Here is a 21812-nt window from a genome sequence, read left to right as displayed (position 1 = left end):
CATCTCAGGACTCACCAAGGACAAGACCACTGACAGAACCATTGAGGCGGTAGTTGCGACCCTCAAGCTCGATCGGGGCTCCGATCTTGAGGTTCTGGTTGCCGAAGACCACCCCGCCTTCGGTCTTCCGGCCCTGGCCCTCGAGAACGAAGCGGGCATCCAGGGAGCCGACCCTGGCCTGGTTCGGATCCTCGGCGGTCACGACGCTCCCGTCGGGTTGCAGGGCCACCAGCCTGCGCTGCAGCCGCTCCAGATCTTTGAGCTTCACGCTGCCGTGGGGCTGATTGCGGATCACGATGCTGACCTTTCCCTCCTCACGGGCCGCGGCGATCAAGCCATCGGGATCAGCGGAGGGAATCCCGCGCACGTCGACGATCACTGTCACCGGCTGCATCGCTCCGGTGGCGGTGGCCACGGCACCACTGAGTTTCGGGCTCCAGACAACACCTGCGATGGCCAGCAGCACGGCGCCTGCGGCGCCGATGTCGACCAGCCCCCAGCGGGAGGACCCACCCGGCGCCGCGGGGGTTGACTCAGGGGGCATGGGCAAGGGGCAGACGCGCAACTTTAAGGAGCCTTCACCGCTCCGGCCAGGGGGGGTCAGTTGCGCAGGCTGCCGATGAACCGGTCGAGGGCCTGCAGACCCGCCACCACATCGGGGCCGTCCTCGGAGCTGAGGGCCTCAGCCTGCTGTTCCGCATCGGGCTTCTGCTCGAAGCTGGCGGCTGGACGGTAGCCGTCGGGATCCAGGCGATAGAGCTCCCATGGACCGGGAAATGCGAAGCGAAGGGCGCCGCAGTCCAGAGGCAGAAGGGCATAGGCCGCTTGCCAGGAGGCGAGAAACCCGCGCCGGCGCTCGCGGGCCACGCTGCCGATGCCCACGGCGGCGTCCTCCAGGCGTCCGTTCAGCAGCACCACCCCGGCGGGATGGGCCTGACAGAGACGCTCCACCTCCTCGTACTCGGCCTGGGCGGGCTCCACCATGATCAGCAGGTCGGCGGAGGGGGGATCACTCTGCTGCTCCTGGCGCCGCAGCTGATCCCCGAGCGAGCCCAGATGCGGCGCCAGCTCAGGGGCATCGCGCCGGGCCAGGGCGGCGGCACCGGCGTCAGGGAAGAGCAGGCGCACAGGCCGCTCCGTGGGATCCAGGGCCGCCAGCAGCCTCAGGGCCAGGTGCAGCACCTTGAGACCCTCGAAGCGCAGCTCCACCGTCCAGCGCCCGCGGGGGGTGTCAGCGAGGGCCGCCGCCAGGGCTGAGAGGGCCTCAGCTTCGGCGCTGCGCAGATCGGGAGGGAGCACGCAAAGGCACGGCAAAGCTCGGCGACCCTACCCAAGGTGGCCGTCGACCACAGCCTGCCGGGCCCGCTCGAAGCGGACGGGCACCGCGTCGAGCTGATTGGAATCAAGCCAGGGGCCCAGGCTCAGGCGCAGGCCACTGGCGGCCAGTTCCGGGTCGTAGCCCATGGCCATCAGCACCGGACTGGCGCCGGCGCGCCCCCCCTGACAGGCACTGCCACTGCTGACAGCCAGCCCCTGGCGCCAGAGGGCCTGCACCAGACGGCGACCTGGCAGGGGGCGCCCGGCACCATCCCGCACCACCAGGCTGAGGTGGTGGGGCAGACGCTCATCGGGGCAGCCACTCAGCTCCACACCGCCCAAGGCCAGCAAGGCCTCCAGCAGGCGGTCACGCCATGGCTGCAGCGGATCCCGGCCGCCGTGCAGCGCCAGCCGCTGCTGGGCCAGCCGCAGGGCCTGGGCGAATCCAGCCGCCAGAATCACCGGTTCGGTCCCGGAGCGCAGCCCCCCCTCCTGGCCGCCGCCTTCGAGCAGCGGACGCAGTTCCAGGCCGGGACGGGCCAGCAGCGCCCCGATCCCCCGCGGTCCCTGCAGTTTGTGGGCGGTGAAGCTGAACAGATCCACCGGCAGGGCAGTGAAATCAATGGGGCGGTGGCCCACCACCTGAACGGCGTCGCTGTGCAGCAGCACGCCGGCACGGCGGCAACGCTCTCCGATCGCCTGAAGGGGTTGAAGCGTGCCCACCTCGCTCTGGCCCCAGATCACGGAGACCAGCCGCGTGGGGGGCTCCAGCAGGGCCTCCAGGCGATCCAATCGCACCCGGCCGACAGGATCGACCGGAAGCCGCTCCAGCGACCAGCCCGAACCGGCCAGACGCTCGGCCGCAGCCTGCACCGCCGGATGCTCCACCGCCGAGATCAGCAGCCGGCCGGGGGGCAGGGCCGCCGCCGCCCCGAGCAGGGCCAGGTGGGCAGCCTCAGTGCCCCCCGAGCAGAATGTGAGCTGCCGGGGCTCGGCACCGAGCAGGGACGCGATCACCTGGCGGCTGCGCTCCAGCGATTCAGCTGCCCTCAGCCCATAGCCATGCAGGCTGGAGGGATTGGCCCAGGCGGTTCCCGTGGCGGCAGCCATGACCTCCAGCACCGTTGCGGCAGGAGGGGAGCCGGCTGAAGCATCGAGGTAGAGCTCCTGCGCTGCAGAGCCCTCGGGCAGGCTCCGGGTCACTCGGCCCGGGGCCCGGAGCCAGCGCCGTCGCGGCTGAAGCGGGCCTGGGTGCGGGCTTCCAGCGACTGGGTCGCCAGGGCAACCAGATCATCGAGCGAACGGCTCTGCAGCAGCGCCTCCACCCGGCGACGGGCCTCGGCACTGGGGCAGTCGTCGGGCCGCTGGCAGCCCTCCACGCAGGCGATCGCGCAGTTGATCGCGCAGTTGATGTCTTCTGGCTCAGCCGGCCGCGGCGTCTCCGGCCTGGTGGCGAGCTCAGCAACGCCTTCAGCGGTGCTGTCCGGCTGCACGGCGTTCTCCGCCGCAGGCGCCAGCACCCCATCAAACACCGGTTCGGCAGGCCCGGTCATGAACAGATGGTTCGACTGGGAATCCCAGTCGATCCAGAGAGACCCGCCGGGCAGATCCAGACGGGCCGAGCGGGCGCTCAGGCCCAGGCGATGGCAGGCCACGAGGGTGGCGCAGGCCCCGGTGCCGCAGGCCAGGGTGGGGCCAGCCCCCCGCTCCCAGACGCGCATCACCAGATGGTCGGCGCCGAGCACCTGCACGAAATGAACATTGGTGCGGGCCGGAAAAGCAGGATGCACCTCCAGCAGGGCGCCGAAACGCTCCAGATCCACGCCCTCCACCGCCTCCACCGGAATCACCAGATGGGGATTGCCCATCCCGGCCGCCGCCCCCCCGAAGCGGGTCCCCTCCACCTCCAGGTCCCCCTGGGGCAACCCCGCCGGGCCGATCGGCAGGGTGGTGGGTACCTGGTCGGGCACCAGGAACGGCTCGCCCATGTCCACGCGCACCGTGCCGTCGCTGAGCAGTTCCGGCACCATCCGACCGGCCATTGTCTCCACCTGCCAGGTCCGGCCCGGTTGATCTCCGTCGCTGTCGGCCAGAAAACGGGCCAGGCAGCGGATGCCGTTGCCGCACATCTCCGCTTCGCTGCCGTCGGCATTGAAGATGCGCATGCGCAGTTCTCCATCCCCAATCGGGGGGAGCGCGAGAATCACACCATCGCCGCCCACGCCGAAGCGGCGGTCGCAGATCCTGCGCACCCGCTCGGGGTCGAGCCCGAACACCTCCCCTGGATCAGCGGCCTCGCGACCGTCGAGCATCAGAAAGTCGTTGCCCAGCCCCTGGTACTTGCTGAATGCCAGCACGGCTCCGCTCTCGATCGACATAGCCTGAATCCTATGGAGAGTCACAACCTGGATCCAAGCCTGCCTGGCGTACGCCAGCTCCAGAACTGGGTCCGTCAGCGCACGGCTCTGCGGGTGCGATTCCCGGGTGGAGAGCAGCTCGAAGGCTGCCTCGATTGGCAGGACCCCGAGTTTCTTGCCCTGCGCCCCGCGAACGCCCATCAGCCGGTGCTGATCCGCCGCTCCGCCCTCGACACCATTCAGGCGCTGGAATGAACCCGATCTGATCGCCCCATGGAGGTGTGGCACGATCACAATCACGCACTCAACGGCTGATGCGAACCGGCCGACTCCGGAACATGGCCGCGTCCGACTCCCATCCCAACGCCGGCAACAGCCCGGACGCCAACCGCTACCGCCCAGAGGCGATCGAGGCCGGCTGGCAGCGGAGCTGGCAGGAGCAGGGACTGCACCGGACACCCGAACCCAGCGATGACGGCGAGGGCAGCGGTGACGGCGAGACGTTTTATGCCCTCTCGATGTTCCCCTACCCCTCGGGGAACCTGCACATGGGCCATGTGCGCAACTACGTGATCACTGATGTGATCGCCCGGGTGCAGCGTCTGCGGGGGAGTCGGGTGCTGCATCCGATGGGCTGGGACGCCTTCGGCCTGCCGGCGGAGAATGCCGCCATCGAGCGGGGCGTGGATCCCGGCGACTGGACCGATGCCAACATCGGCCAGATGCGGGCCCAGCTCCAGCGCCTCGGCCTCTCGATCGACTGGGACCGGGAGCTGGCCACCTGTCATGCCGACTACTACCGCTGGACGCAGTGGCTGTTCCTCCAGTTCTTCGAGGCGGGCCTGGCCTACCGCAAGGAAGCGACGGTCAACTGGGATCCGATCGATCAGACGGTACTGGCCAACGAGCAGGTGGATGGCGAGGGCCGCTCCTGGCGCTCCGGGGCCAGGGTGGAGAAGCGGCAGCTGCGCCAGTGGTTCCTGCGCATCACCGACTACGCCGAAGCCCTGCTTGACGATCTCCAGCAGCTCGATGGCTGGCCGGAGCGGGTGCGCACGATGCAGTCCAACTGGATCGGGCGCTCGGCCGGGGCCCAGCTGCACTTCCCGATCGTGGCGCCAGCGGCGGCCGCCGGCAGCGCAACGTCGATCACGGTCTTCACCACCCGACCCGACACCGTCTATGGCGTGAGCTACCTGGTGCTGGCCCCGGAGCATCCCCTGGTGGCCAGCCTCACCGCCCCTGAGCAGCGCCTGGCGGTGGAGGCCTTCTGTGATCTGGTCAGCGCCCAGAGCGAACAGGAACGCACCGCCGAGGATCAGCCCAAGCGGGGGGTGCCCCTGGGCGCCAGCGTGCGCAACCCCTTCAACGGCGAGACGATCCCCATCTGGATCGCTGATTACGTGCTGGCCGACTACGGCACCGGCGCCGTGATGGGGGTCCCCGCCCACGACCAGCGGGATTTCGTGTTCGCCCGCCAGTACGAGCTGCCGGTGAAGCGGGTGATCGTGCCCGAGGGCGCCCACGAAGAGGCCTACGACGGTGGCGCCTGGACCGGAGGGGGGTGCCTGGTCCATTCCGGCCCCTTTGACGGCCTCGATGCGGCTGAAGCCCGTGCCGGGATCGTGACCCTGGCCGAAGCGGAAGGCTGGGGTGAGGGAAAGGTGCGCTACCGGCTGCGCGACTGGCTGATTTCCCGCCAGCGCTACTGGGGCTGTCCCATCCCCGTGATCCACTGCGAAAGCTGCGGTGTGGTGCCGGTGCCGGCGGAGCAGCTGCCGGTGGAACTGCCCAGGGATCTGGCCTTCAGCGCCAAGGGCGGCTCACCCCTGGCGCAGCTGGAGAGCTGGGTGACGGTGCCCTGCCCCTGCTGCGGCCAGGCCGCCAGGCGGGAGACCGACACGATGGACACCTTCATCTGCTCCTCCTGGTACTACCTGCGCTACAGCGATCCCCACAACACCCGCCTGCCCTTCGAGCGGAGTGCTGCCGACCGCTGGTTGCCCGTGGACCAGTACGTGGGCGGCATCGAGCACGCCATCCTGCACCTGCTCTATTCCCGCTTCTTCACCAAGGTGCTGCGCGACCGTGGCCTGCTGAGCTTCGATGAGCCGTTCCAGCGGCTGCTCACCCAGGGCATGGTCCAGGCCATCACCTACAGAAATCCCCAGACGGGCCGCTACGTGGCCCCGGCGGATGTGAGCGATCCCGCCGATCCCCGCGATCCGGCCGATGGTGAGCGGCTCGACACCTTCTTCGAGAAGATGTCCAAGTCGAAGCACAACGGCGTCGACCCCTCCGTGGTGATCGACCGTTATGGAGCCGACACCGCCCGCATGTTCATCCTGTTCAAGGCACCGCCCGAGAAGGACCTGGAGTGGGACGACGCTGACGTCGAAGGTCAGTTCCGCTTTCTGCAGCGGCTGTGGCGGCTGGTGGACGGGGCGGTGGCCCGTGGACTGAGCCTGAGGGCCGCCGCGGCTGGGCCCGCCGAGGCGAGCACCCCAGGGGAGAAGGAGCTGCGAAGGGCCGTGCACACCGCCATCGCCGCCATCGACGACGACCTGGCCCCGGGGCGTTACCAGTTCAACACCGCCGTCTCGGAGCTGATGAAACTCAGCAATGCCATGGCGGCTCAGCTGGAGGCCGCGGCCGAGCCCGTGGCCATCGAAGCGCTCAGGGCCCTGGTGATCCTGCTGGCCCCCTTCGCGCCCCACCTGGCCGAAGAGCTCTGGCAGCGGCTGGGTGGAGCCGCCAGCGTGCATCGCCAGCGCTGGCCCGTGGCCGATCCCGCCGCCCTGATTCAGGACACGGTCCCCCTGGTGATCCAGGTGAAAGGCAAGGTGCGGGGCCAGCTGGAGGTGCCGGCCGATGCCGATGCCGCCACCCTGGAGCGGCTGGCCCTGGAGAGTGAGATCGCCCTGAGGTGGCTGGAAGGCCAGCCTCCCCGCCGCGTGATCGTGGTGCCCGGCAAGCTCGTGAACCTGGTGCCCTAGCCCAGGGGAATCAGGGCCGCCGCGTGGTGCCGCAGGTGGTCCTCGATGAAGCTGGCGATGAAGAAGTAGCTGTGGTCGTAGCCCGGCTGGAGCCTCAGCTGGAGCGGGTGGCCGGCGGCGTGGGCGGCAGCCTCGAGGTCATCGGGTCGCAGCTGACTCTCCAGGAAGGGATCGTCGAGTCCCTGGTCGATCAGCAGCGGCAGCCGCTCCGGCGCCGAGGCGATCAGCTCGCAGGCGTCCCAGGAACTCCAGTGGGTGCGATCGGGGCCGAGGTAACGGCTGAACGCCTTCTCCCCCCAGGGGCAGCAGCTCGGATGAGCAATCGGTGCGAAGGCCGAAACGGAGCGGTAGCGGCCGGGGTGGCGCAGGGCAGAGACCAGGGCGCCATGCCCCCCCATCGAATGGCCACTGATGCCGCGCAGCCCGTTGAGGGGAAGCTGGGCCTCCAGCAGCGCCGGCAGCTCCTCCACCACGTAATCGTGCATGCGGTAGTGGCGCTCCCAGGGGGGTTCGCTGGCATTGAGGTAGAAGCCGGCCCCATGGCCGAAGTCCCAGGCTCCGTCAGGATCTCCAGGCACCTCAGCGCCACGGGGGCTGGTGTCGGGAGCGATCAGGGCCAGGCCGAGGCTGGAGGCCAGGCGATGGGCGCCAGCCTTCTGCATGAAATTCTCATCGGTGCAGGTGAGCCCGGAGAGCCAGTACAGCGCCGGCACGGAGCCGCCGGCCAGGGCCTGGGGAGGCAGGTACACCGCCAGGGTCATCTCACAGGCGAGCGCTGCCGATTGGTGCCGGTAGCGCCGATGGGCACCCGCAAAGCTGCGGTTCTCACTCAGGAGTGTGAGCACGGGGGATCTCCCTCAAGGGTTGAAGTGGATCACCGAGCGGATGCTCTGACCGGCGTGCATCAGATCGAAGGCCCGGTTGATCTCCTCCAGGGGCATGGTGTGGGTGATGAAGGTGTCGAGCGGGATCTCACCGCTCTGGAACCGCTCCACATACCCCGGCAATTCGGTGCGGCCCCGCACCCCACCGAAGGCCGAGCCACGCCACACACGGCCGGTGACGAGCTGGAAGGGGCGGGTGGCGATCTCCTGGCCGGCGCCGGCAACGCCGATGATCGTGGATTCGCCCCAGCCCTTGTGGCAGCACTCCAGGGCGGCCCGCATCACCTGGACATTGCCGATGCACTCGAAGGAATAATCCACCCCCCCATCGGTGAGATCGATCACCACCTCCTGAATCGGTGCACCCCATGCGCTTGGGTCGAGGCAATCCGTGGCACCGAGCTGGCGGGCGATCGCGAACTTCTCGGGATTGGTGTCGATGCCGATGATGCGGCTGGCGCCGGCCATCACCGCACCGATGATCACGGCCAGGCCGATGCCCCCCAGACCGAACACGGCCACCGTGCTGCCTGACTCCACCTTGGCGGTGTTGAGCACGGCGCCGATGCCGGTGGTGACCCCGCATCCGAGCAGGCAAACCTTCTCCAGGGGAGCCTCCTTGTTGATCCTGGCCACGGCGATCTCGGGCACCACGGTGTATTCCGAGAAGGTGGAGGTGCCCATGTAGTGGTGAATCTGGCGGCCGGCCCTGGAGAAGCGGCTGGTGCCGTCCGGCATCAGGCCCTTGCCCTGGGTGCCGCGGATCGCCTGACAGAGGTTGGTCTTGCCGGAGAGGCAGAAGCTGCAGGACCGGCACTCGGGTGTGTAGAGGGGAATCACGTGATCCCCCACCGCCACGGAGGTCACGCCAGCCCCCGCCTCCTCCACGATCGCGCCGCCCTCATGGCCGAGCACGGCAGGAAAGAGCCCTTCCGGATCCTGACCCGAGAGGGTGAAGGCATCGGTGTGGCACACCCCGCTGGCCACCACCCGAAGCAGCACTTCACCGGCGGCCGGCGGAGCCACCTCGATCTCGGTGATCTCCAGGGGCTGGCCCGCGGCCCAGGCCACCGCAGCGCGGGAACGGATCATGGCCGCAAAGGTGCGGAACCTAGCAACGGGACCAGAGCCCCTCGACCCTGCTCATAACTTCTTGAACGCGAGCCCCGACGGATCGCTCCAATCGCCCTCGGCGCCATAGCCGCGGGCATTGCCGCAGAGGTGGCGCAGGATCCAGAACGCCGCTTCCGGGCTGGGCAGCTCCAGCTCCGTCTGGATGGTTTCCAGGGAGCGGGCCTGCCCGTCAGCCAGCAGGGCCTCCAGCCGGCTCTGGAGCTCGAGGATCGTGGCAGCGGCCTTCTTGCCCGCCTCCACCCCTGGCTGGTCATAGGCGTTCACGTTCACCAGCTCGGCATAGAGGCCGACGGCCCGCTCGAACAAAGCCACCAGCGCCCCGAGGCCGCGGGCGTCAAAGCGGCGCAGACTGATCGAGAGGCTCTGGCGACCCCCTTCGCTGAGGGCGGAGCGGGTGCCCTGCAGAAATCCATCAAGGAAGTCGCCCGGGTATTCCCCGCCAATGGGGGCCAGATCAGCTGGATCGTCGAGTGCTTCGATGAAGGTGACGAAGAAGTTGTCGACACCGTCGCGGAGCTGCTGCACGTAGGCGTGTTGATCGGTGGAGCCCTTGTTGCCGTAGACAGCGATGCCCTGGTGCACCTGGCGCCCATCGCGGTCGAGCCGCTTGCCCAGCGACTCCATCACCAGCTGCTGCAGGTAGCGGCTGAACACCTCGAGCCGGTCGCGGTAGGGAAGCACCACCATGTCGCGCTGTCCGGCTCCGCCGCCGGCCACATGCCAGGCGGCGGCCATCAGCGCTGCGGGATTGTCGCGCAGGCGCCCCACACGGGTGGCCGCATCCATGCGGGCCGCCCCCTCGAGAAAGCCACGGAGGTCGGCACCGATCAGGGCTGCAGGCAGCAGACCCACGGCGCTGGTGATGCTGGTGCGTCCCCCCACCCAGTCGAACATGTCGAAGCGGGCCAGCCAGCCCTCCGCCTCGGCCCGCTGATCCAGCTGAGAGCCCACCATCGTGACGGCAACGGCCTGCTGAGCCCAGGTCCCGCCGAGGGCCTCGAGGCGGGCGCGGGCCTGCTCCATGCCCAGGCGAGGCTCGGGCGTGCCACCCGACTTGCTCACCACCACCACCAGGGTGGTACGCAGCCGATCCCCCAGGGCCGAGAGGGTGCGGCTCATCCCCTGGGGATCGACGTTGTCGAAGAAGTGAAACGGCAGCCCCACCCCCTCTTCCTCGAGGGCGCGCAGGATCAGCAGGGGACCCAGCCCGGATCCACCGATGCCGATCCAGAGCACATCGGTGAAGGGCGTGTCCGACGGCGCCGAGCAGGCTCCACTGATCACCTGCTGGCCGAAGTGGGCGATGCGCTCCACCTCCGCCTGGATGTGGGCCGCCGCCGCCGGATCGGGCGCCAGCTCAGGGCTGCGCAGCCAGTAATGACCCACCTGGCGGCCCTCATCCGGGTTGGCGATCGCCCCGGATTCCAGGGCCTGCATCGCTGCGAAGGCACGATCAAAGCCAGGCTCAAGAGCCTCGAGGTGCGCCTGGTTGAGCGCCATGCGGCTGACATCGACCCAGCAGCCCAGGTCGTCGTGATACCAGAGCAGAGCGCAGAAGCGCTGCCACTGCACCTGGGGCTCGTGGATGCTGTAATCCGGGAGCGTCGTCATGCGCGCGGTTTCACGAATCGGCTGCCGAGGCTGAACCTATCCGTGGAAGGGCCCCCAAGGAAGCTCAGGGGTGGCATGCCACACCGAAGCCAACCGGATCGGCACGCATGGTATGGACGAAAACACAAACGCCCCCCCCGATCTGGTCGTCCCTGGGGTAGCCGGTACTGTTCATGAACGGTATGAATCCCAGTATCTCCTTGTCGACGCGCCCTGCGATCACGTCGCCCTCCCCCTGGAGCGGGTCGAGGCGCTGGGCTGTTGGCTGCGCCGCCACTGTTGCACTGCTGAGCCTTTCAGCAGGTTCCCCCCGGCGAGAGCTCCCAGCAGCAGGTTTGCTCACAGAACCCGGGCTGACCGCCAGCCTCACCACCGACAGCAGCGATCCCGCAGCCTTCACCAGCGAAGGCCAGCGCCCCGATCCCCTTGACTTCACCCCTGAGGAACTCAAGGAACTGCAGCGCCGCTTCGGTGTGCACGGACCGCAGGCTCCTCTCGCCCAGCTCTTCACCCACGGACTGGATCAGCTCACCCCCCTGCGGGCCCGCACGGTGGAGAAGCTGGAGGAACTGCGGCCCGTCATCCTGCTGGAAAGCCGCCGCCACCACATCAACCCGATGCTGGTGGCGGCTGTGCTCTTCGATGAGATTCAGCACGCCAAACCAGGAGAAGATCTGCCGCTGGCGGCTCAGTCAGGGTTGTTCAGCACCCATGGCCCCGCCCAGCTCGGCATCGGCGAGCTGATTCATCAGGGTCTGCTCCCCCCCGATCCCAGCGCGGACCAGATCCAGACAGCGCGGCTGGAACTGCTCGACCCCAACCGCAACGTGACCCTGCTGGTGGGCAAGTTTGCGCGTCTCAGCCGGGACCTGGGCTTTCCAGCTGGCCGCACCCTCCAGGCCAGCCGCAGTCCCCGGGATGCCAAGGCGCTGGCCACCCTGGCTTACCTCCACAACGGCAAGCTCGATTACCCCGCCCGGATCCTGAGCTACATGCAGGATCCGGAACTGCATGCGCTGATCTACTCCGAGCGCAAACCCCAGCTCTCACCGCTGATCTAACCCTCTGCTCCGTCCTCAGCAGAGCTGAGAGAGGGCCCCGAGTCTTCTTTTGAGGGCCTGCCAGTCGAAGCTGCGCGGATCCGCCCGCTCACCGCCGAGATCCACCTGACGGTGGGTGGTGATGTGAGCCGCAGGAATCGCGAAGCGCCGCATCCAGTCAGTGAGCACCAGGGCCAGGGCGTCATATTGCCTCGCGCTGTACCCGCTGTGGCCAGGGTCGTTGTCTTCCCCGTCGAGGGGGGTTTCCAGGCTGATGTGCAACGCGAAATTGTTCACCGAGCCCCCCACGCGCGGATTGGTCACGACCCACCGTCCGTTGAAGGCCGAATTGCCCGCCCCGAAGGCCCGCTGTTCGGGATCGAGAACATCGATCACCTGGCCATCGCCCCCGATCAGGGTGTGGTAACTCACCTGGTCCTCGTCCCTGGGGTGGGGGGTCTGGAAGGTGCGAAGGGCTGAGCCCACTCCATAGACGGTTTCATGAAGCACCACCACCTGAGGTGTGGGGTCAATCGCATGGCCGAAGGCGTCACGCTCGAAACGGACCCCGTAGTTGCTGGGGTCGATGGGAATGCGCTGGCGGCGAGCGGGCAAGGCCGCCAGCTCAGCCTCCAGGCGCTGGCGCAGACGTGGATCACGGTCGAGGCACTCGCGGCCCAGGGGACTGACCCAGGCCGGCCGCGGCGGCGGCAGTGGCGCAGGCCGTCGGGGCTGTGGCTGGCGCGGCGTGGTGGCGGGCTGGGTGACCTGCTCGAGCAGCTGCAGCAGGGAGGGACGGCTGGCGGTCTCGGAGCGAGCAGTCACCTCGCGGGCCAACCAGCCCAGGCCCCCCAGGCCCAGCACGGCCCCGGCCCCCACCAGTCCCAGGGCGAGAGGGTTGGCGCGCAGTCGCTCCATCAGGTTGTTCAACATGGCACCAGAGCCAGCCACTGACGCCGTCGCTCCTGAGCTTCAGAGCTGGCCTGGGGGTCCACCAGCAGCCGCCAACGCTCGATCGCCGGGGCTGCGGCGGTGATCGTCAGGCTGCGCAGACACCCCCGCCTGCAAATGGTGAGCACCTGGGGCTGCTGGGCCACCAGGATCGGGGCGAGATCCTCTGGCTTGCGCAGTCGCAGGCCCTCAAGAGCGATCAACTCATCACCGACCAGCAGGCCGGCCTGCTGGGCAGGCCCATGGCGCTCCACCCGAACGACTTCAAGGGCACTGCCTTTGATGGCAGCCTTCAGGCCCGGATGGGGAGCCGAGGCCAGCTGTGGCTCCAGCTTCAGGCCCACATCCTGGAGGTAGGACGGTAGATCCGGATCCTCGCAGCCCTCCAGCCAGGTGGGGAGAAGATCGGCCAGCCGGGAGGAGCGGGCGGCGAAGGCCTCGATCAGATCCCGCTCCCGGTAGCCCCGTCTCCAGCGTCCCAGGCGGGCCCAGAGGTCGCGCAGCACCTGGGACAGGGATGATCCCGAACGACGCAATTCCAGATCAAGAACCAGAGAAAGAATGGCCCCCTTGAGGTAGTAACTGATCTGGTTGTCATCACTGTTGGCCTCACGCCGGTAGAGCTTCACCCAGGCCTCCTCGGCGCTCTGGCGCAGGCTCTGGCCATGCAGACGCCCAGGAGTGAGCAGGTAACGGCTGAGATCGGTGCCAAGGTCGTGCACGACCTCGTCTTCGCTCGTCACTCCAGCCAGCTGGGGGAGAAGCTGATCGAAATAGCTGGTGACCCCTTCGGCAAACCAGAGTCCAGGCACGATCACAGATCGGTCGTAATCGATCGGGCTCAGGGATGCTGGCCTCAGGCGCCGGACATTCCACTGATGCAGATATTCGTGGGCCACCAGTTGCAGCAGCTGGCGATAGCCCTCGGGCTTGAGCAGGGCCTGACGACCGAACTGCAGCACCGTCGAGGTGTCGTGCTCAAGACCGCCGTAGCCCTGATCAAGCAGATGCAGCACGAACAGATACTCCGGCGCCGCTGGCCTGGGCTCCCCCATCAACCGACAGCAGGCCTCACACACCGCCGCCACGTCCTGAAGCAGGGTCGGATGAGCCCTGAGCAGGCTGTCTGGCGGATCCCCAGCTGAGCCTGAAGGCTCTGAGCCAGCCGACTGGCGGGGGGCGGTGGCGTCCCAGCAGACCCAGCGGTGCGGCACGCCGGCCACGTTGAAGTGATGGGCCCGGTGCGGGCCCGCCTCCACCGGGGTGTCCACCAGCTGATCGAAGTCAGCCGCCAGCCAGCTTCCATCAGCCTGCCGCGGCAGGGGCACGAAGGCCTCCCAGCCCGAAGGCAGCCGCAGGCTCAGCCGGTGCGCGGCCCAGCGCTCTCCCTCCACCTGGAGCACCAGGCCCGCAAGGGCCAGGAAGCCGTGGTCGCCATCGAGGTGGCAGGTGCGCACGCTCAGATCAGCGACCAGCACGTCGTAGTGGAGCTCCAGGGGATCCAGGCAGGGCAGCTCCAGCCGCCATCCGGCCGGGTCGGTGCGGATTGCCTGCACCTGGTCCGCTCCCTGACGCACCATCAGCGCTTCGAGGTGACGGACGTAGTCGCGGATCAGGTAGGACCCTGGAGTCCAGGCGGGGAGCCTGAGCCTGAGCACCTGTGTGGCTGGTGTGCAGCGGAGGCTGACATGAACCAGATGGCTGTGGGGTTGGCTCAGATCCAGCGAAAGGTCAACCACCTGGGGGTTCAGGACACCAGCTCGATCGTGGCCATCGGCAGCTGACGGGCCGCCTCCTGCAGCGCCACCCGCGCGGCGTAGCGACGGGTGAGGTGTCCGAGGAAGGTCTGCAGGGAACGGGAGCGGCTCAGACGCTGGAGATCTCCGAGCAAGGCGAGGCTGCCATCGCTCTGACGGCGCCAACCGATCCAGTGCTCGCCCGCGAAGCGCACCATCAGATCCACAGGTGTGCGCTCCCCGGAGAAGCCTTCGAGCAGGCCGCCACGGATCGGTTCACGGCCGAGATCAGCCAGTGATGCAGCCAACTGATCCAGATCCTGGATCACGGTTGGCAAGATGGAGAGATGGGACAAGACGCCAGTGCCCGCTTCGCCAGACCCTAGCGATCCGCCCGGTTGTGTCCAGTGGCCGTTGGCACAGCCCTGGCCCCTGCAACCACACGAGCTGCGGCTTGGGGTGATGGCCTCCGGCGAGGGCTCCAACTTCGAGGCGCTGGTGACGGCCTGCCGCCAGGGGCCCCTGCGGGGCCGAGTGCTCCAGCTGGTGGTGAACAATCCCGGCTGCGGCGCCCAGCGCCGGGCCGAGAGGCTGAACATCCCCTGCACCGTGGCCGATCACCGCCTGCACCGTCGCCGGGAAGATCTGGATGGCGTCCTGATCGAGACCTTCACAGCCGCCGGGGTGGATCTGGTGGTGATGGCCGGCTGGATGCGGATCGTCACTCCGCGGCTGATCGGCGCCTTCCCCTCACGCCTGATCAACATTCACCCCTCGCTGCTGCCGAGCTTCCGGGGTCTTGATGCCGTGGGGCAGGCCCTCGCCGCCGGGGTGACCCTGAGCGGCTGCACAGCCCACCTGGTGACCGAAGACCTCGATGGGGGTCCGATCCTGGCCCAGGCCACCGTCCCCGTGCTCAACGAGGACGACAGGATGACTCTGGCAGCCCGGATCCATACGCAGGAGCATCGTCTGCTGCCGCTGGCCGTGGCCCTTGCCGCTGAGCGGCTCAGGGATAGAAAGGCAGGAGCGGCAGGCCCGTCGGCGCCGGCAGTCCGGCCATCACATTGAGGCACTGGATCCCCTGGCCGGCCTGACCTTTGACCAGGTTGTCAACGGCACTCATCAGGATCAGCTGCCCGGTCCGCAGGTCAACCTGCACCGAGAGCAGGGCGCGGTTGGTCTGGCGCGTCCACTTGGTGGAGGGATAGGTGCCCACCGGCAGGACCTCCACGCAGGGGCTGTGCCGGTAGGCCGCCTGCAGCACGGTGGTGCAGTCGTCGGCGGTCAGGCCCGGATCCCGCAGCCGTCCGTAAACGGTGGCCAGCAGTCCCCGCACCATCGGCATCAGATGCGGCGTGAACTGCAGCTGAATGGGTTGTCCAGCCAGGCGACCGGCGATCTGCTCGATTTCGCTGGTGTGGCGATGGCCCACCACGCCGTAGGGAGCCACGGCCTCAGCCGCCTCAGCCAGCAGCAGGTTCTCCTTGGCGGCGCGGCCGCCGCCGGAGGTCCCCGTCTTGGCATCGATGATGATGCCGCTGGGATCGATCAGACCCTGCTTGAGAAAGGGCAGCAGGGGAAGCAGGCTGGCGGTGGGGAAGCAGCCTGGAGCCGCCACCAGCCGCGCCGCGGCGAGCCGCTCCTCCTCCCACTCCACGAGGCCGTAGACCGCCTCGCTGCAGAGGGCCTCATCGTGGCGTTCGAACCGTTCCGCCTCGCTGGAGTACACCTCCTTCCACCGGGCCAGGGAGCGGTAGCGGTAGTCGGCGGAGAGATCGACCACCTTCACCCCACGCTCGAGCAGGGCCGGCACCAGCTGGGAGGCGAGTCCATTGGGGAGACTGAGCACCGCGAAGTCGGCCTCCGCGGCGATCGCGTCGGGATCGGGCGTCCGCACCACCGGATTGCCCTCAAGGGGCAGGAAGGGCACCAGTTCGCTCCAGGGGTGGCCAGCACTTCGCTCTCCCCCCAGATAACTGACCACAAACGCGGGGTGATCCTGAAGAAGGCGCAGGGTCTGAAGGCCGCCATAGCCGCTGGCGCCGATCACCGCGACGCGCCGGGCTGCTGTGGGGCTGACCATGCAGTGGTGTCTGGGGCGCCGATCGTACCGGGCACCCCGTCACGTTGTGCCCCTAACTGATAGAGAATGCTGACCACCCGGTCCAGATGTTCTGACTGTTCGCTCCGAGCCTTCCGCTCCCCTCGCCAGCACCGCTGACGCTCCCCCAAGTCTGGATCCGGGCCACGATCCGATCCGCTTCGATTCGATCGCCGATGCCCTCGCCGGCATTCGCAACGGCGAGATGATTGTTGTCGTCGATGATGAAAACCGTGAAAACGAAGGGGATCTGATCTGCGCGGCCCAGTTCGCCACGCCCGAGCAGATCAACTTCATGGCCACCGAGGCCCGCGGTCTGATCTGCCTGGCGATGGAGGGCGAGCGTCTGGACGCTCTCGAGCTGCCGCTGATGGTCGACCGCAACACCGACAGCAACCAGACCGCCTTCACCGTCAGCGTCGATGCCGGTCCCGAGAACGGGGTGAGCACGGGCATTTCCGCCGACGATCGGGCCCGCACCATTCAGGTGGCGATCCATCCCGCCAGCCGGCCGTCGGACCTGCGCCGTCCGGGCCACATCTTCCCCCTGCGTGCACGCCAGGGAGGGGTTCTCAAGCGGGCCGGGCACACCGAGGCGGCCGTCGATCTGGCGCGGCTCTCCGGGCTTTACCCCGCGGGGGTGATCTGCGAGATCCAGAACCAGGATGGCTCGATGGCCCGGCTGCCTCAGCTGGCCCTCTATGCCCGTCGCCACGGTCTGCGTCTGATCAGCATCGCCGACCTGATCAGCTACAGGCTCGAGACCGAACGCTTCGTGCGTCGCCAGGCCGAAGCTCTGATGCCCAGCGCCTTCGGGGAGTTCAGGGCCATCGGTTATCGCAATGAGCTCGACGGCAGCGAGCATGTGGCGATCGTCAAGGGCCGACCCGAGCGGGCCAGCGGACCTGTTCTGGTGCGGGTGCACTCGGAATGCCTCACCGGCGATGCCTTCGGCTCGCTCCGCTGCGACTGCAGGCCCCAGCTGGAGGCGGCTCTGCGCATGATCGAGGCTGCCGGAGAGGGGGTGGTCGTCTACCTGCGTCAGGAGGGACGGGGCATCGGACTGATCAACAAGCTCAGGGCCTACAGCCTCCAGGATGGCGGCCTCGACACCGTCGAGGCCAATGAGCGGCTCGGCTTCGCGGCCGACCTGCGCAATTACGGCGTCGGGGCTCAGATCCTGAGTGATCTGGGGGTTCACCATCTGCGCCTGATCACCAACAATCCGCGCAAGATCGCTGGCCTGGGGGGCTACGGGCTGCAGGTGGAAGACCGGGTACCGCTGGTGATGGATCCAGGCCAGCACAATGCCGCCTACCTGCTCACCAAACAGACCAAACTCGGTCATCTGATGCAGGGTGCCCCGGACCGGGAGAGCACCGGAGCGGGCGGGCCCACAGCCGTGCTCTCCTGGAGCGGCGCGAGCCTGGCACCCGAGCAGGCGGAAGCCGACCACTGGCCCCAGCTGCGCCGCTGGGCGGGTGAGCGGGAGCTGGAACTGCGGCGGGAGGAGCATCCCCGGCTGCTGGCCCTGCTGGGCCAGCCGCAGCTGTCGCTGTTGCTGGCCCAGCCACCGGGGCGGGATCGGGAGCTGCGCAAGGCCGATCTGGTCTCAGCCCTGAAGCTGATGGCCGGCTGGTCTGGCTCGCGCTCGGTGAGCCTTCTGCTGGCTCCCGATGCCCAGCGCAGCGCCCACCCCAGCGCCACCCTGGAGCCCGAGCGCCGCCCTCTGCAGGAGCTCAGTCAGGAGAGCCCTCAGCTGGCCACGACACCCGGCGCCTTCGTGCAGTGGGGCTGAGCCCTTCAGGGCAGGATCGTCACCTTCGTGATGCGTGTGCCTTTGCGGATCGCCCGCACCACGTCCACATCCGAGGCCTGACCGAAGACGGTGTGGACCCCGTCGAGATGGGGCTGGGCGTCATGGCAGAGGAAGAACTGGCTGCCACCGGTGTTCTTGCCGGCATGGGCCATCGAGAGGGTTCCGGCCTGATGCTTGCGGCTGTTGATCTCGCAGGGAATCATGTAGCCGGGACCACCGGTTCCCGGCATCCCACTGGCACCGGGGCGGGTGTTGGGACAGCCCCCCTGGGCCATGAACCCATCGATGACCCGGTGAAACGCCAGCCCGTCATAGAACCCCGATTCCGCCAGCTTGACGAAGTTCGCGACGCTGCCGGGGGCGTCGGCGTCGAACAGTTCGAGTTCCACCGTGCCCGCCTCGGTCTCCATCAGGGCTTTGGTCATGGGAGTCAGAGCAAAGGCGGACTGTATCCACTCTCGGGTAGAACGGTTCCCGGTCCTGCACGGGGCTTTCCCCTCGGTCAGTCACGCCCATGAGCCCCAATGCCCCCACTTCGAGCCCGGGCCTCGACCTGGGCTGCGCCCGCCTCGGGGTGCTCGGTGGCAGCGGGCTCTATGCCATCGACGGGCTGGAGGACGTCCGCGAACTGACGGTGGACACCCCCTTCGGCCCGCCATCGGACACCCTGCGGCTGGGCCGCATCGGGACGCTGGAGGTGGTCTTTCTGGCCCGCCACGGCCGTCACCACACCCACCTGCCCACGGAAGTGCCCTACCGGGCCAACCTCTGGGCCCTGCGCTCCCTGGGGGTGCGCTGGATCCTCTCCTGCTCGGCCGTGGGCTCCCTGCAGGATCCCCTGCGCCCCCTCGACATGGTGGTGCCGGATCAGTTCATCGACCGCACCCATGCCAGGCCCGTGAGCTTCTTCGGCGACGGAGCCGTGGCCCATGTGGGCATCGCCGATCCGTTCTGCCCGAGCCTGAGCAGGCTGCTGGCCGATGTGGCCGAAAGCCTGATGCCAGCAGGGCGCCAGCTGCACCGCCGCGGCACCTACCTCTGCATGGAAGGCCCCGCCTTCTCCACCCGGGCGGAATCGAACCTCTACCGCAGCTGGGGCTGCTCGGTGATCGGCATGACCAACCACAGCGAGGCCCGCCTCGCCCGGGAGGCCGAGATCGCCTACGCCACCCTCGCCATGGTCACCGACTACGACTGCTGGCACGCAGATCACGCCTCGGTCACCGTGGACCTGGTGATCGAGAACCTGCGCGCCAACGCAGCACTGGCCCAGCAGATCGTGGCGGTGGCGGCCGAGCGGATCGATGCCCAGCGGCCCGCCAGCAGCTCCCACAGCGCCCTTCGCGATGCCCTGATGACTCCTGTGGAACAGGTGCCTGCAGCCACCCGCCGCAAGCTCGACCTGTTCACCTCCCCCTATTGGGGCCCCTTCGAGACGGCCCCGACGCCGCAGGGCTGATCACGCCAGCGGAGCACCGAGCTGCTCCAGAGCCTGCCGCACCTGGCCGTCATGGGCGCTCAGGGCCTCATCGGCCTTCTCGGCGCTCAGCCCGGCGGCAGCCATCACCAGGGCGCGTTTGACCGAACCGCCGGCCTGGGCCAGCAGGGCGTAGCCCTGCTCCCGGTCCACCCCGGCCAGGTCCCGAAGGATGCGCAGGGCGCGGTCCTCCAGCTTGCTGTTGGTGACGGCCACATCCACCATCCGGTTGCCGAACACCTTGCCCAGGCGCACCATCACCCCGGTGGAGAGGATGTTCAGGGCCATCTTGGTGGCCGTGCCGGCCTTCAGACGGGTGGAGCCGGTGAGCAGCTCCGCTCCGGTGACCAGGCGGATGTCGATGGCGCAGGGCATCGGCGCCTGCTCGCTGGGCACACAGGCCATGGCGATCGCCAGGGCTCCGATGGCGCAGGCATGCTCCAGGCCGCCCAGCACATAGGGGGTGGTGCCGCCGGCGGCGATGCCCACCAGGGCGTCGGCAGAGGAGAAACCCCGTTCGATCAGATCATGGCGGCCGGCTTCGCGCAGATCCTCGAGGCCTTCGGAACTGCGCAGCAGGGCCGGGGCTCCACCGGCCAGCACACCCTGCACCAGCTCCGGGGGGGTGCAGAAGGTGGGGGGACACTCGGCCGCATCGAGCACACCCAGCCGGCCGGAGGTGCCGGCACCCAGGTAAAAGAGACGCCCGCCGGCGCGCAGGCGGGCGCTGATCGCCTCCACCGCCTCGGCCAGGGCCGGAGCCGCCGCCTCCATCGCCAGCAAGGCCTTTTCATCCTCCCGGCAGAACAGATCAACCAGTTCGCCGGAGCTGAGCTGATCGAGGCGGGCGCTGGCGGGATTGGCCTGCTCGGTGAGCAGGTGGCCCCGATCGGGGGCAGCGGAGACAGGCAGGCCGGGGCTCGGTTCAGGAGGGGTCACAGCAGACCCTCCAGGCGGCGGCGGAAGGCTTCCAGCTCGGCACTTTCGGGACTTCCCTCACGGCCGGGCTCCTGGGGCGCCCCAGGGGGTTGGGATTCCTCCCGCCAGTGGGTCAGATCCATGTTCCGCTCCGGAGGGGCGATCAGCAGGCGCTCCTCCGCCGAGCTGGGCAGGAAGCCGGAGGGCACGAACCGGGCTTCATAGCCCGCCTGTCCGCAGAACAGCTCCATTTCCTCCCGCTCGATCGCCTCCACGCTGGGAACCGGAAAGTCCTGGGCCTCGAGCAGACCCGCATAGCGCTCGGCGTCATCCCGCTCCTCGAACAGCAGCACCACTGTGCGGCCATTCAGCTCGAGGGAGTGAATGCCTTCGTTGTCGGTGCCGGCTTCGAACAGCAGCACATGGACGGGCATGAAGCGAACCAATCCCAAGCGGTGAGTGTGCCATTGATTGTCGCGTGCTCCCAAGCGCCCCTCAAGCATCCCGGGACAATTCCTCCAGCCGGCGGTACAGGGCCACTTCGGCATCGCTGAGCTGCTCGGGCAGCACGATGCGCAGCTCCACCAGTTGATCACCCCGCCGCTCACCCTGGCTCAGGCCCAGACCTCGCAGGCGCAGCAGCCGGCCGCTGGATGAGCCGGGGGGCACCGTGAGCTGCACCCGCCCCTCGAGGGTGGGCACGACAACCTTGCAGCCCAGGGCCGCTTCGGCCGGCGACAGCTCCAGGGTGTAGAGCACCCGCAGGCCATCGATGCGCAGTCCATCGGCGCGACGCACCCTCAGCTGCAGGAAATGGTCGGAACCGCCGGGGGCGACACCGGCCAGGCGCAGACGCCAGCCATCCCCGGCCAGGGGAGGTGTCCAGACCTCCACCGCCAGACCACCTGGAAGTTCCAGCTCCAGCCGGGTGCCGGCGAGGGCCTGCTCGGGGCTGAGATCCACCTCGGTCTCAAGGTCGCTGGTGGCCCGCACCGGTGATGGCGGCGGTGGAGCGTGGGTCACCTCGAACCCGGGTCCCTCAGGCTGCTCGCGCGAGTCAGGCCGCCGGGGATCGGGATCCAGGTCGGGATCGAGGTCGGGATCCAGCTCCGGATCAGGCTCGCGGCGGTCCTGCTGCCGCGATGGACGCCCGAACAGGACATCGAGGTAGTCATCGAACTCAGGGAAACCGCTGGCGAATGGATCAGCGCGCTCGGTCCGCAGGGAACCGGGGTCGCGTCCCGACTCCCAGGCCTGGCGCCGGCGTGGATCAGAGAGAACGGCATAGGCCTCGTTGACCCGCTTGAAGCGCTCCTCCGCCACGGGGTCGTTGCCGTTGAGATCCGGATGCCAGCGGCGGGCCTGCTCGCGAAATCCGCGCTTGAGGGCCGCGGCGTCGGCCCCCGGGCTCAGCCCGAGGACCGCCCAGTGGTCGTCTCCGACCGTGGCGGTGGGGCTACGGCTCACG

21 protein-coding genes are annotated in these 21812 nt (G+C 68.5%); 6 read left to right on the top strand and 15 right to left on the bottom strand.

The window, feature by feature from the left end:
* Positions 1-4 precede the first annotated feature (4 nt).
* From FPZ61_RS02220 to dapF, 4 genes are read right to left on the bottom strand one after another with little or no spacing between them, the layout of a single operon-like run.
* Positions 5-544, bottom strand: coding sequence for a DUF4330 domain-containing protein (locus FPZ61_RS02220; RefSeq protein WP_185464579.1), 540 nt, complete (start codon positions 542-544; stop codon positions 5-7).
* Positions 545-600: 56 nt separating this feature from the next.
* Positions 601-1299 (bottom strand): DUF1995 family protein, encoded by a 699-nt coding sequence (locus FPZ61_RS02215; RefSeq protein WP_185464580.1) that lies wholly within the window; start codon positions 1297-1299, stop codon positions 601-603.
* Positions 1300-1326: 27 nt separating this feature from the next.
* Entirely contained in the window at positions 1327-2520 is a 1194-nt protein-coding gene (locus tag FPZ61_RS02210; protein WP_185464581.1) for a cysteine desulfurase family protein, read from the bottom strand.
* The gene (dapF, locus tag FPZ61_RS02205) at positions 2517-3695 is read right to left on the bottom strand and encodes a diaminopimelate epimerase (protein WP_185464582.1); all 1179 of its coding nucleotides are present in this window, start codon (positions 3693-3695) and stop codon (positions 2517-2519) included. The genes FPZ61_RS02210 and dapF overlap by 4 nt, the downstream gene beginning before the upstream one ends.
* A gap of 12 nt (positions 3696-3707) precedes the next feature.
* Between dapF and FPZ61_RS02200 the strand changes: the two genes are divergently transcribed.
* The gene (locus FPZ61_RS02200; RefSeq protein ID WP_185464583.1) at positions 3708-3929 is read left to right on the top strand and encodes a hypothetical protein; all 222 of its coding nucleotides are present in this window, start codon (positions 3708-3710) and stop codon (positions 3927-3929) included.
* An 83-nt stretch (positions 3930-4012) separates the two neighbouring features.
* The gene (gene leuS, locus FPZ61_RS02195; RefSeq protein ID WP_185464584.1) at positions 4013-6670 is read left to right on the top strand and encodes a leucine--tRNA ligase; all 2658 of its coding nucleotides are present in this window, start codon (positions 4013-4015) and stop codon (positions 6668-6670) included.
* On the opposite strand, the gene fghA is transcribed toward leuS, so the two are convergent.
* Genes fghA through FPZ61_RS02180 form a run of 3 tightly spaced genes read right to left on the bottom strand, consistent with a single transcriptional unit; the run spans position 6667 to position 10299 of the window.
* A complete protein-coding gene (gene fghA, locus FPZ61_RS02190; RefSeq protein ID WP_185464585.1) occupies positions 6667-7515 on the bottom strand; it encodes an S-formylglutathione hydrolase in 849 nt (282 codons plus the stop codon). The two genes, leuS and fghA, sit on opposite strands and share 4 nt — an antisense overlap.
* Before the next feature lie 12 nt (positions 7516-7527).
* Positions 7528-8646 carry an S-(hydroxymethyl)glutathione dehydrogenase/class III alcohol dehydrogenase gene (locus FPZ61_RS02185; protein ID WP_185464586.1) on the bottom strand — a complete coding sequence of 373 codons (1119 nt, stop codon included), beginning with the start codon at positions 8644-8646 and terminating at the stop codon, positions 7528-7530.
* A gap of 51 nt (positions 8647-8697) precedes the next feature.
* Positions 8698-10299, bottom strand: a complete 1602-nt coding sequence (locus FPZ61_RS02180; protein ID WP_185464587.1) for a glucose-6-phosphate isomerase — start codon at positions 10297-10299, stop codon at positions 8698-8700.
* 335 nt (positions 10300-10634) lie between these two features.
* Here FPZ61_RS02180 and FPZ61_RS02175 point away from each other — a divergent pair, with 335 nt between their 5' ends.
* Positions 10635-11360, top strand: coding sequence for a helicase DnaB (locus tag FPZ61_RS02175; protein WP_255441281.1), 726 nt, complete (start codon positions 10635-10637; stop codon positions 11358-11360).
* Between the two features lie 15 nt (positions 11361-11375).
* On the opposite strand, the gene FPZ61_RS02170 is transcribed toward FPZ61_RS02175, so the two are convergent.
* Genes FPZ61_RS02170 through FPZ61_RS02160 form a run of 3 tightly spaced genes read right to left on the bottom strand, consistent with a single transcriptional unit; the run spans position 11376 to position 14334 of the window.
* Positions 11376-12272: a peptidoglycan recognition family protein gene (locus FPZ61_RS02170; protein ID WP_185464589.1), complete on the bottom strand. Its 897-nt coding sequence runs from the start codon at positions 12270-12272 to the stop codon at positions 11376-11378.
* Complete coding sequence (locus FPZ61_RS02165) at positions 12266-14029, bottom strand: PDZ domain-containing protein (protein WP_185464590.1); 1764 nt, start codon at positions 14027-14029, stop codon at positions 12266-12268. Before FPZ61_RS02165 ends, FPZ61_RS02170 begins: the two co-directional genes overlap by 7 nt.
* 8 nt (positions 14030-14037) lie before the next feature.
* Positions 14038-14334 (bottom strand): DUF1257 domain-containing protein, encoded by a 297-nt coding sequence (locus FPZ61_RS02160; protein WP_255441280.1) that lies wholly within the window; start codon positions 14332-14334, stop codon positions 14038-14040.
* Between the two features lie 154 nt (positions 14335-14488).
* Between FPZ61_RS02160 and purN the strand changes: the two genes are divergently transcribed.
* Positions 14489-15097 (top strand): phosphoribosylglycinamide formyltransferase, encoded by a 609-nt coding sequence (gene purN, locus FPZ61_RS02155; RefSeq protein ID WP_255441308.1) that lies wholly within the window; start codon positions 14489-14491, stop codon positions 15095-15097.
* On the opposite strand, the gene argC is transcribed toward purN, so the two are convergent.
* Positions 15036-16112, bottom strand: a complete 1077-nt coding sequence (gene argC, locus FPZ61_RS02150; RefSeq protein ID WP_185464593.1) for an N-acetyl-gamma-glutamyl-phosphate reductase — start codon at positions 16110-16112, stop codon at positions 15036-15038. The two genes, purN and argC, sit on opposite strands and share 62 nt — an antisense overlap.
* Positions 16113-16335: 223 nt before the next feature.
* Between argC and ribBA the strand changes: the two genes are divergently transcribed.
* The gene (ribBA, locus tag FPZ61_RS02145; protein ID WP_370593333.1) at positions 16336-17928 is read left to right on the top strand and encodes a bifunctional 3,4-dihydroxy-2-butanone-4-phosphate synthase/GTP cyclohydrolase II; all 1593 of its coding nucleotides are present in this window, start codon (positions 16336-16338) and stop codon (positions 17926-17928) included.
* Between the two features lie 5 nt (positions 17929-17933).
* Here ribBA and FPZ61_RS02140 read toward each other — a convergent pair whose 3' ends face one another.
* Entirely contained in the window at positions 17934-18374 is a 441-nt protein-coding gene (locus FPZ61_RS02140) for a peptidylprolyl isomerase (RefSeq protein ID WP_185464594.1), read from the bottom strand.
* A gap of 89 nt (positions 18375-18463) precedes the next feature.
* On the opposite strand from FPZ61_RS02140, the gene mtnP reads away from it, so the two are divergent.
* A complete protein-coding gene (mtnP, locus tag FPZ61_RS02135) occupies positions 18464-19408 on the top strand; it encodes an S-methyl-5'-thioadenosine phosphorylase (RefSeq protein ID WP_185464595.1) in 945 nt (314 codons plus the stop codon).
* On the opposite strand, the gene murQ is transcribed toward mtnP, so the two are convergent.
* The 3 genes from murQ to FPZ61_RS02120 form a co-directional block, all read right to left on the bottom strand.
* Positions 19409-20365 carry an N-acetylmuramic acid 6-phosphate etherase gene (gene murQ, locus FPZ61_RS02130; protein ID WP_185464596.1) on the bottom strand — a complete coding sequence of 319 codons (957 nt, stop codon included), beginning with the start codon at positions 20363-20365 and terminating at the stop codon, positions 19409-19411.
* Positions 20362-20778 carry a DUF3110 domain-containing protein gene (locus tag FPZ61_RS02125; RefSeq protein ID WP_185464597.1) on the bottom strand — a complete coding sequence of 139 codons (417 nt, stop codon included), beginning with the start codon at positions 20776-20778 and terminating at the stop codon, positions 20362-20364. Before FPZ61_RS02125 ends, murQ begins: the two co-directional genes overlap by 4 nt.
* A gap of 61 nt (positions 20779-20839) precedes the next feature.
* Positions 20840-21811, bottom strand: a complete 972-nt coding sequence (locus FPZ61_RS02120; protein WP_185464598.1) for a DnaJ C-terminal domain-containing protein — start codon at positions 21809-21811, stop codon at positions 20840-20842.
* Between the last annotated feature and the right edge of the window lies 1 nt (position 21812).

The organism is Synechococcus sp. BSA11S, from assembly GCF_014224355.1.
Classification (GTDB): Bacteria; Cyanobacteriota; Cyanobacteriia; order PCC-6307; family Cyanobiaceae; genus Regnicoccus_A.
Note: the sequence above shows the minus strand (reverse complement) of the source record. Positions and strands in the feature narration are given on the sequence as shown.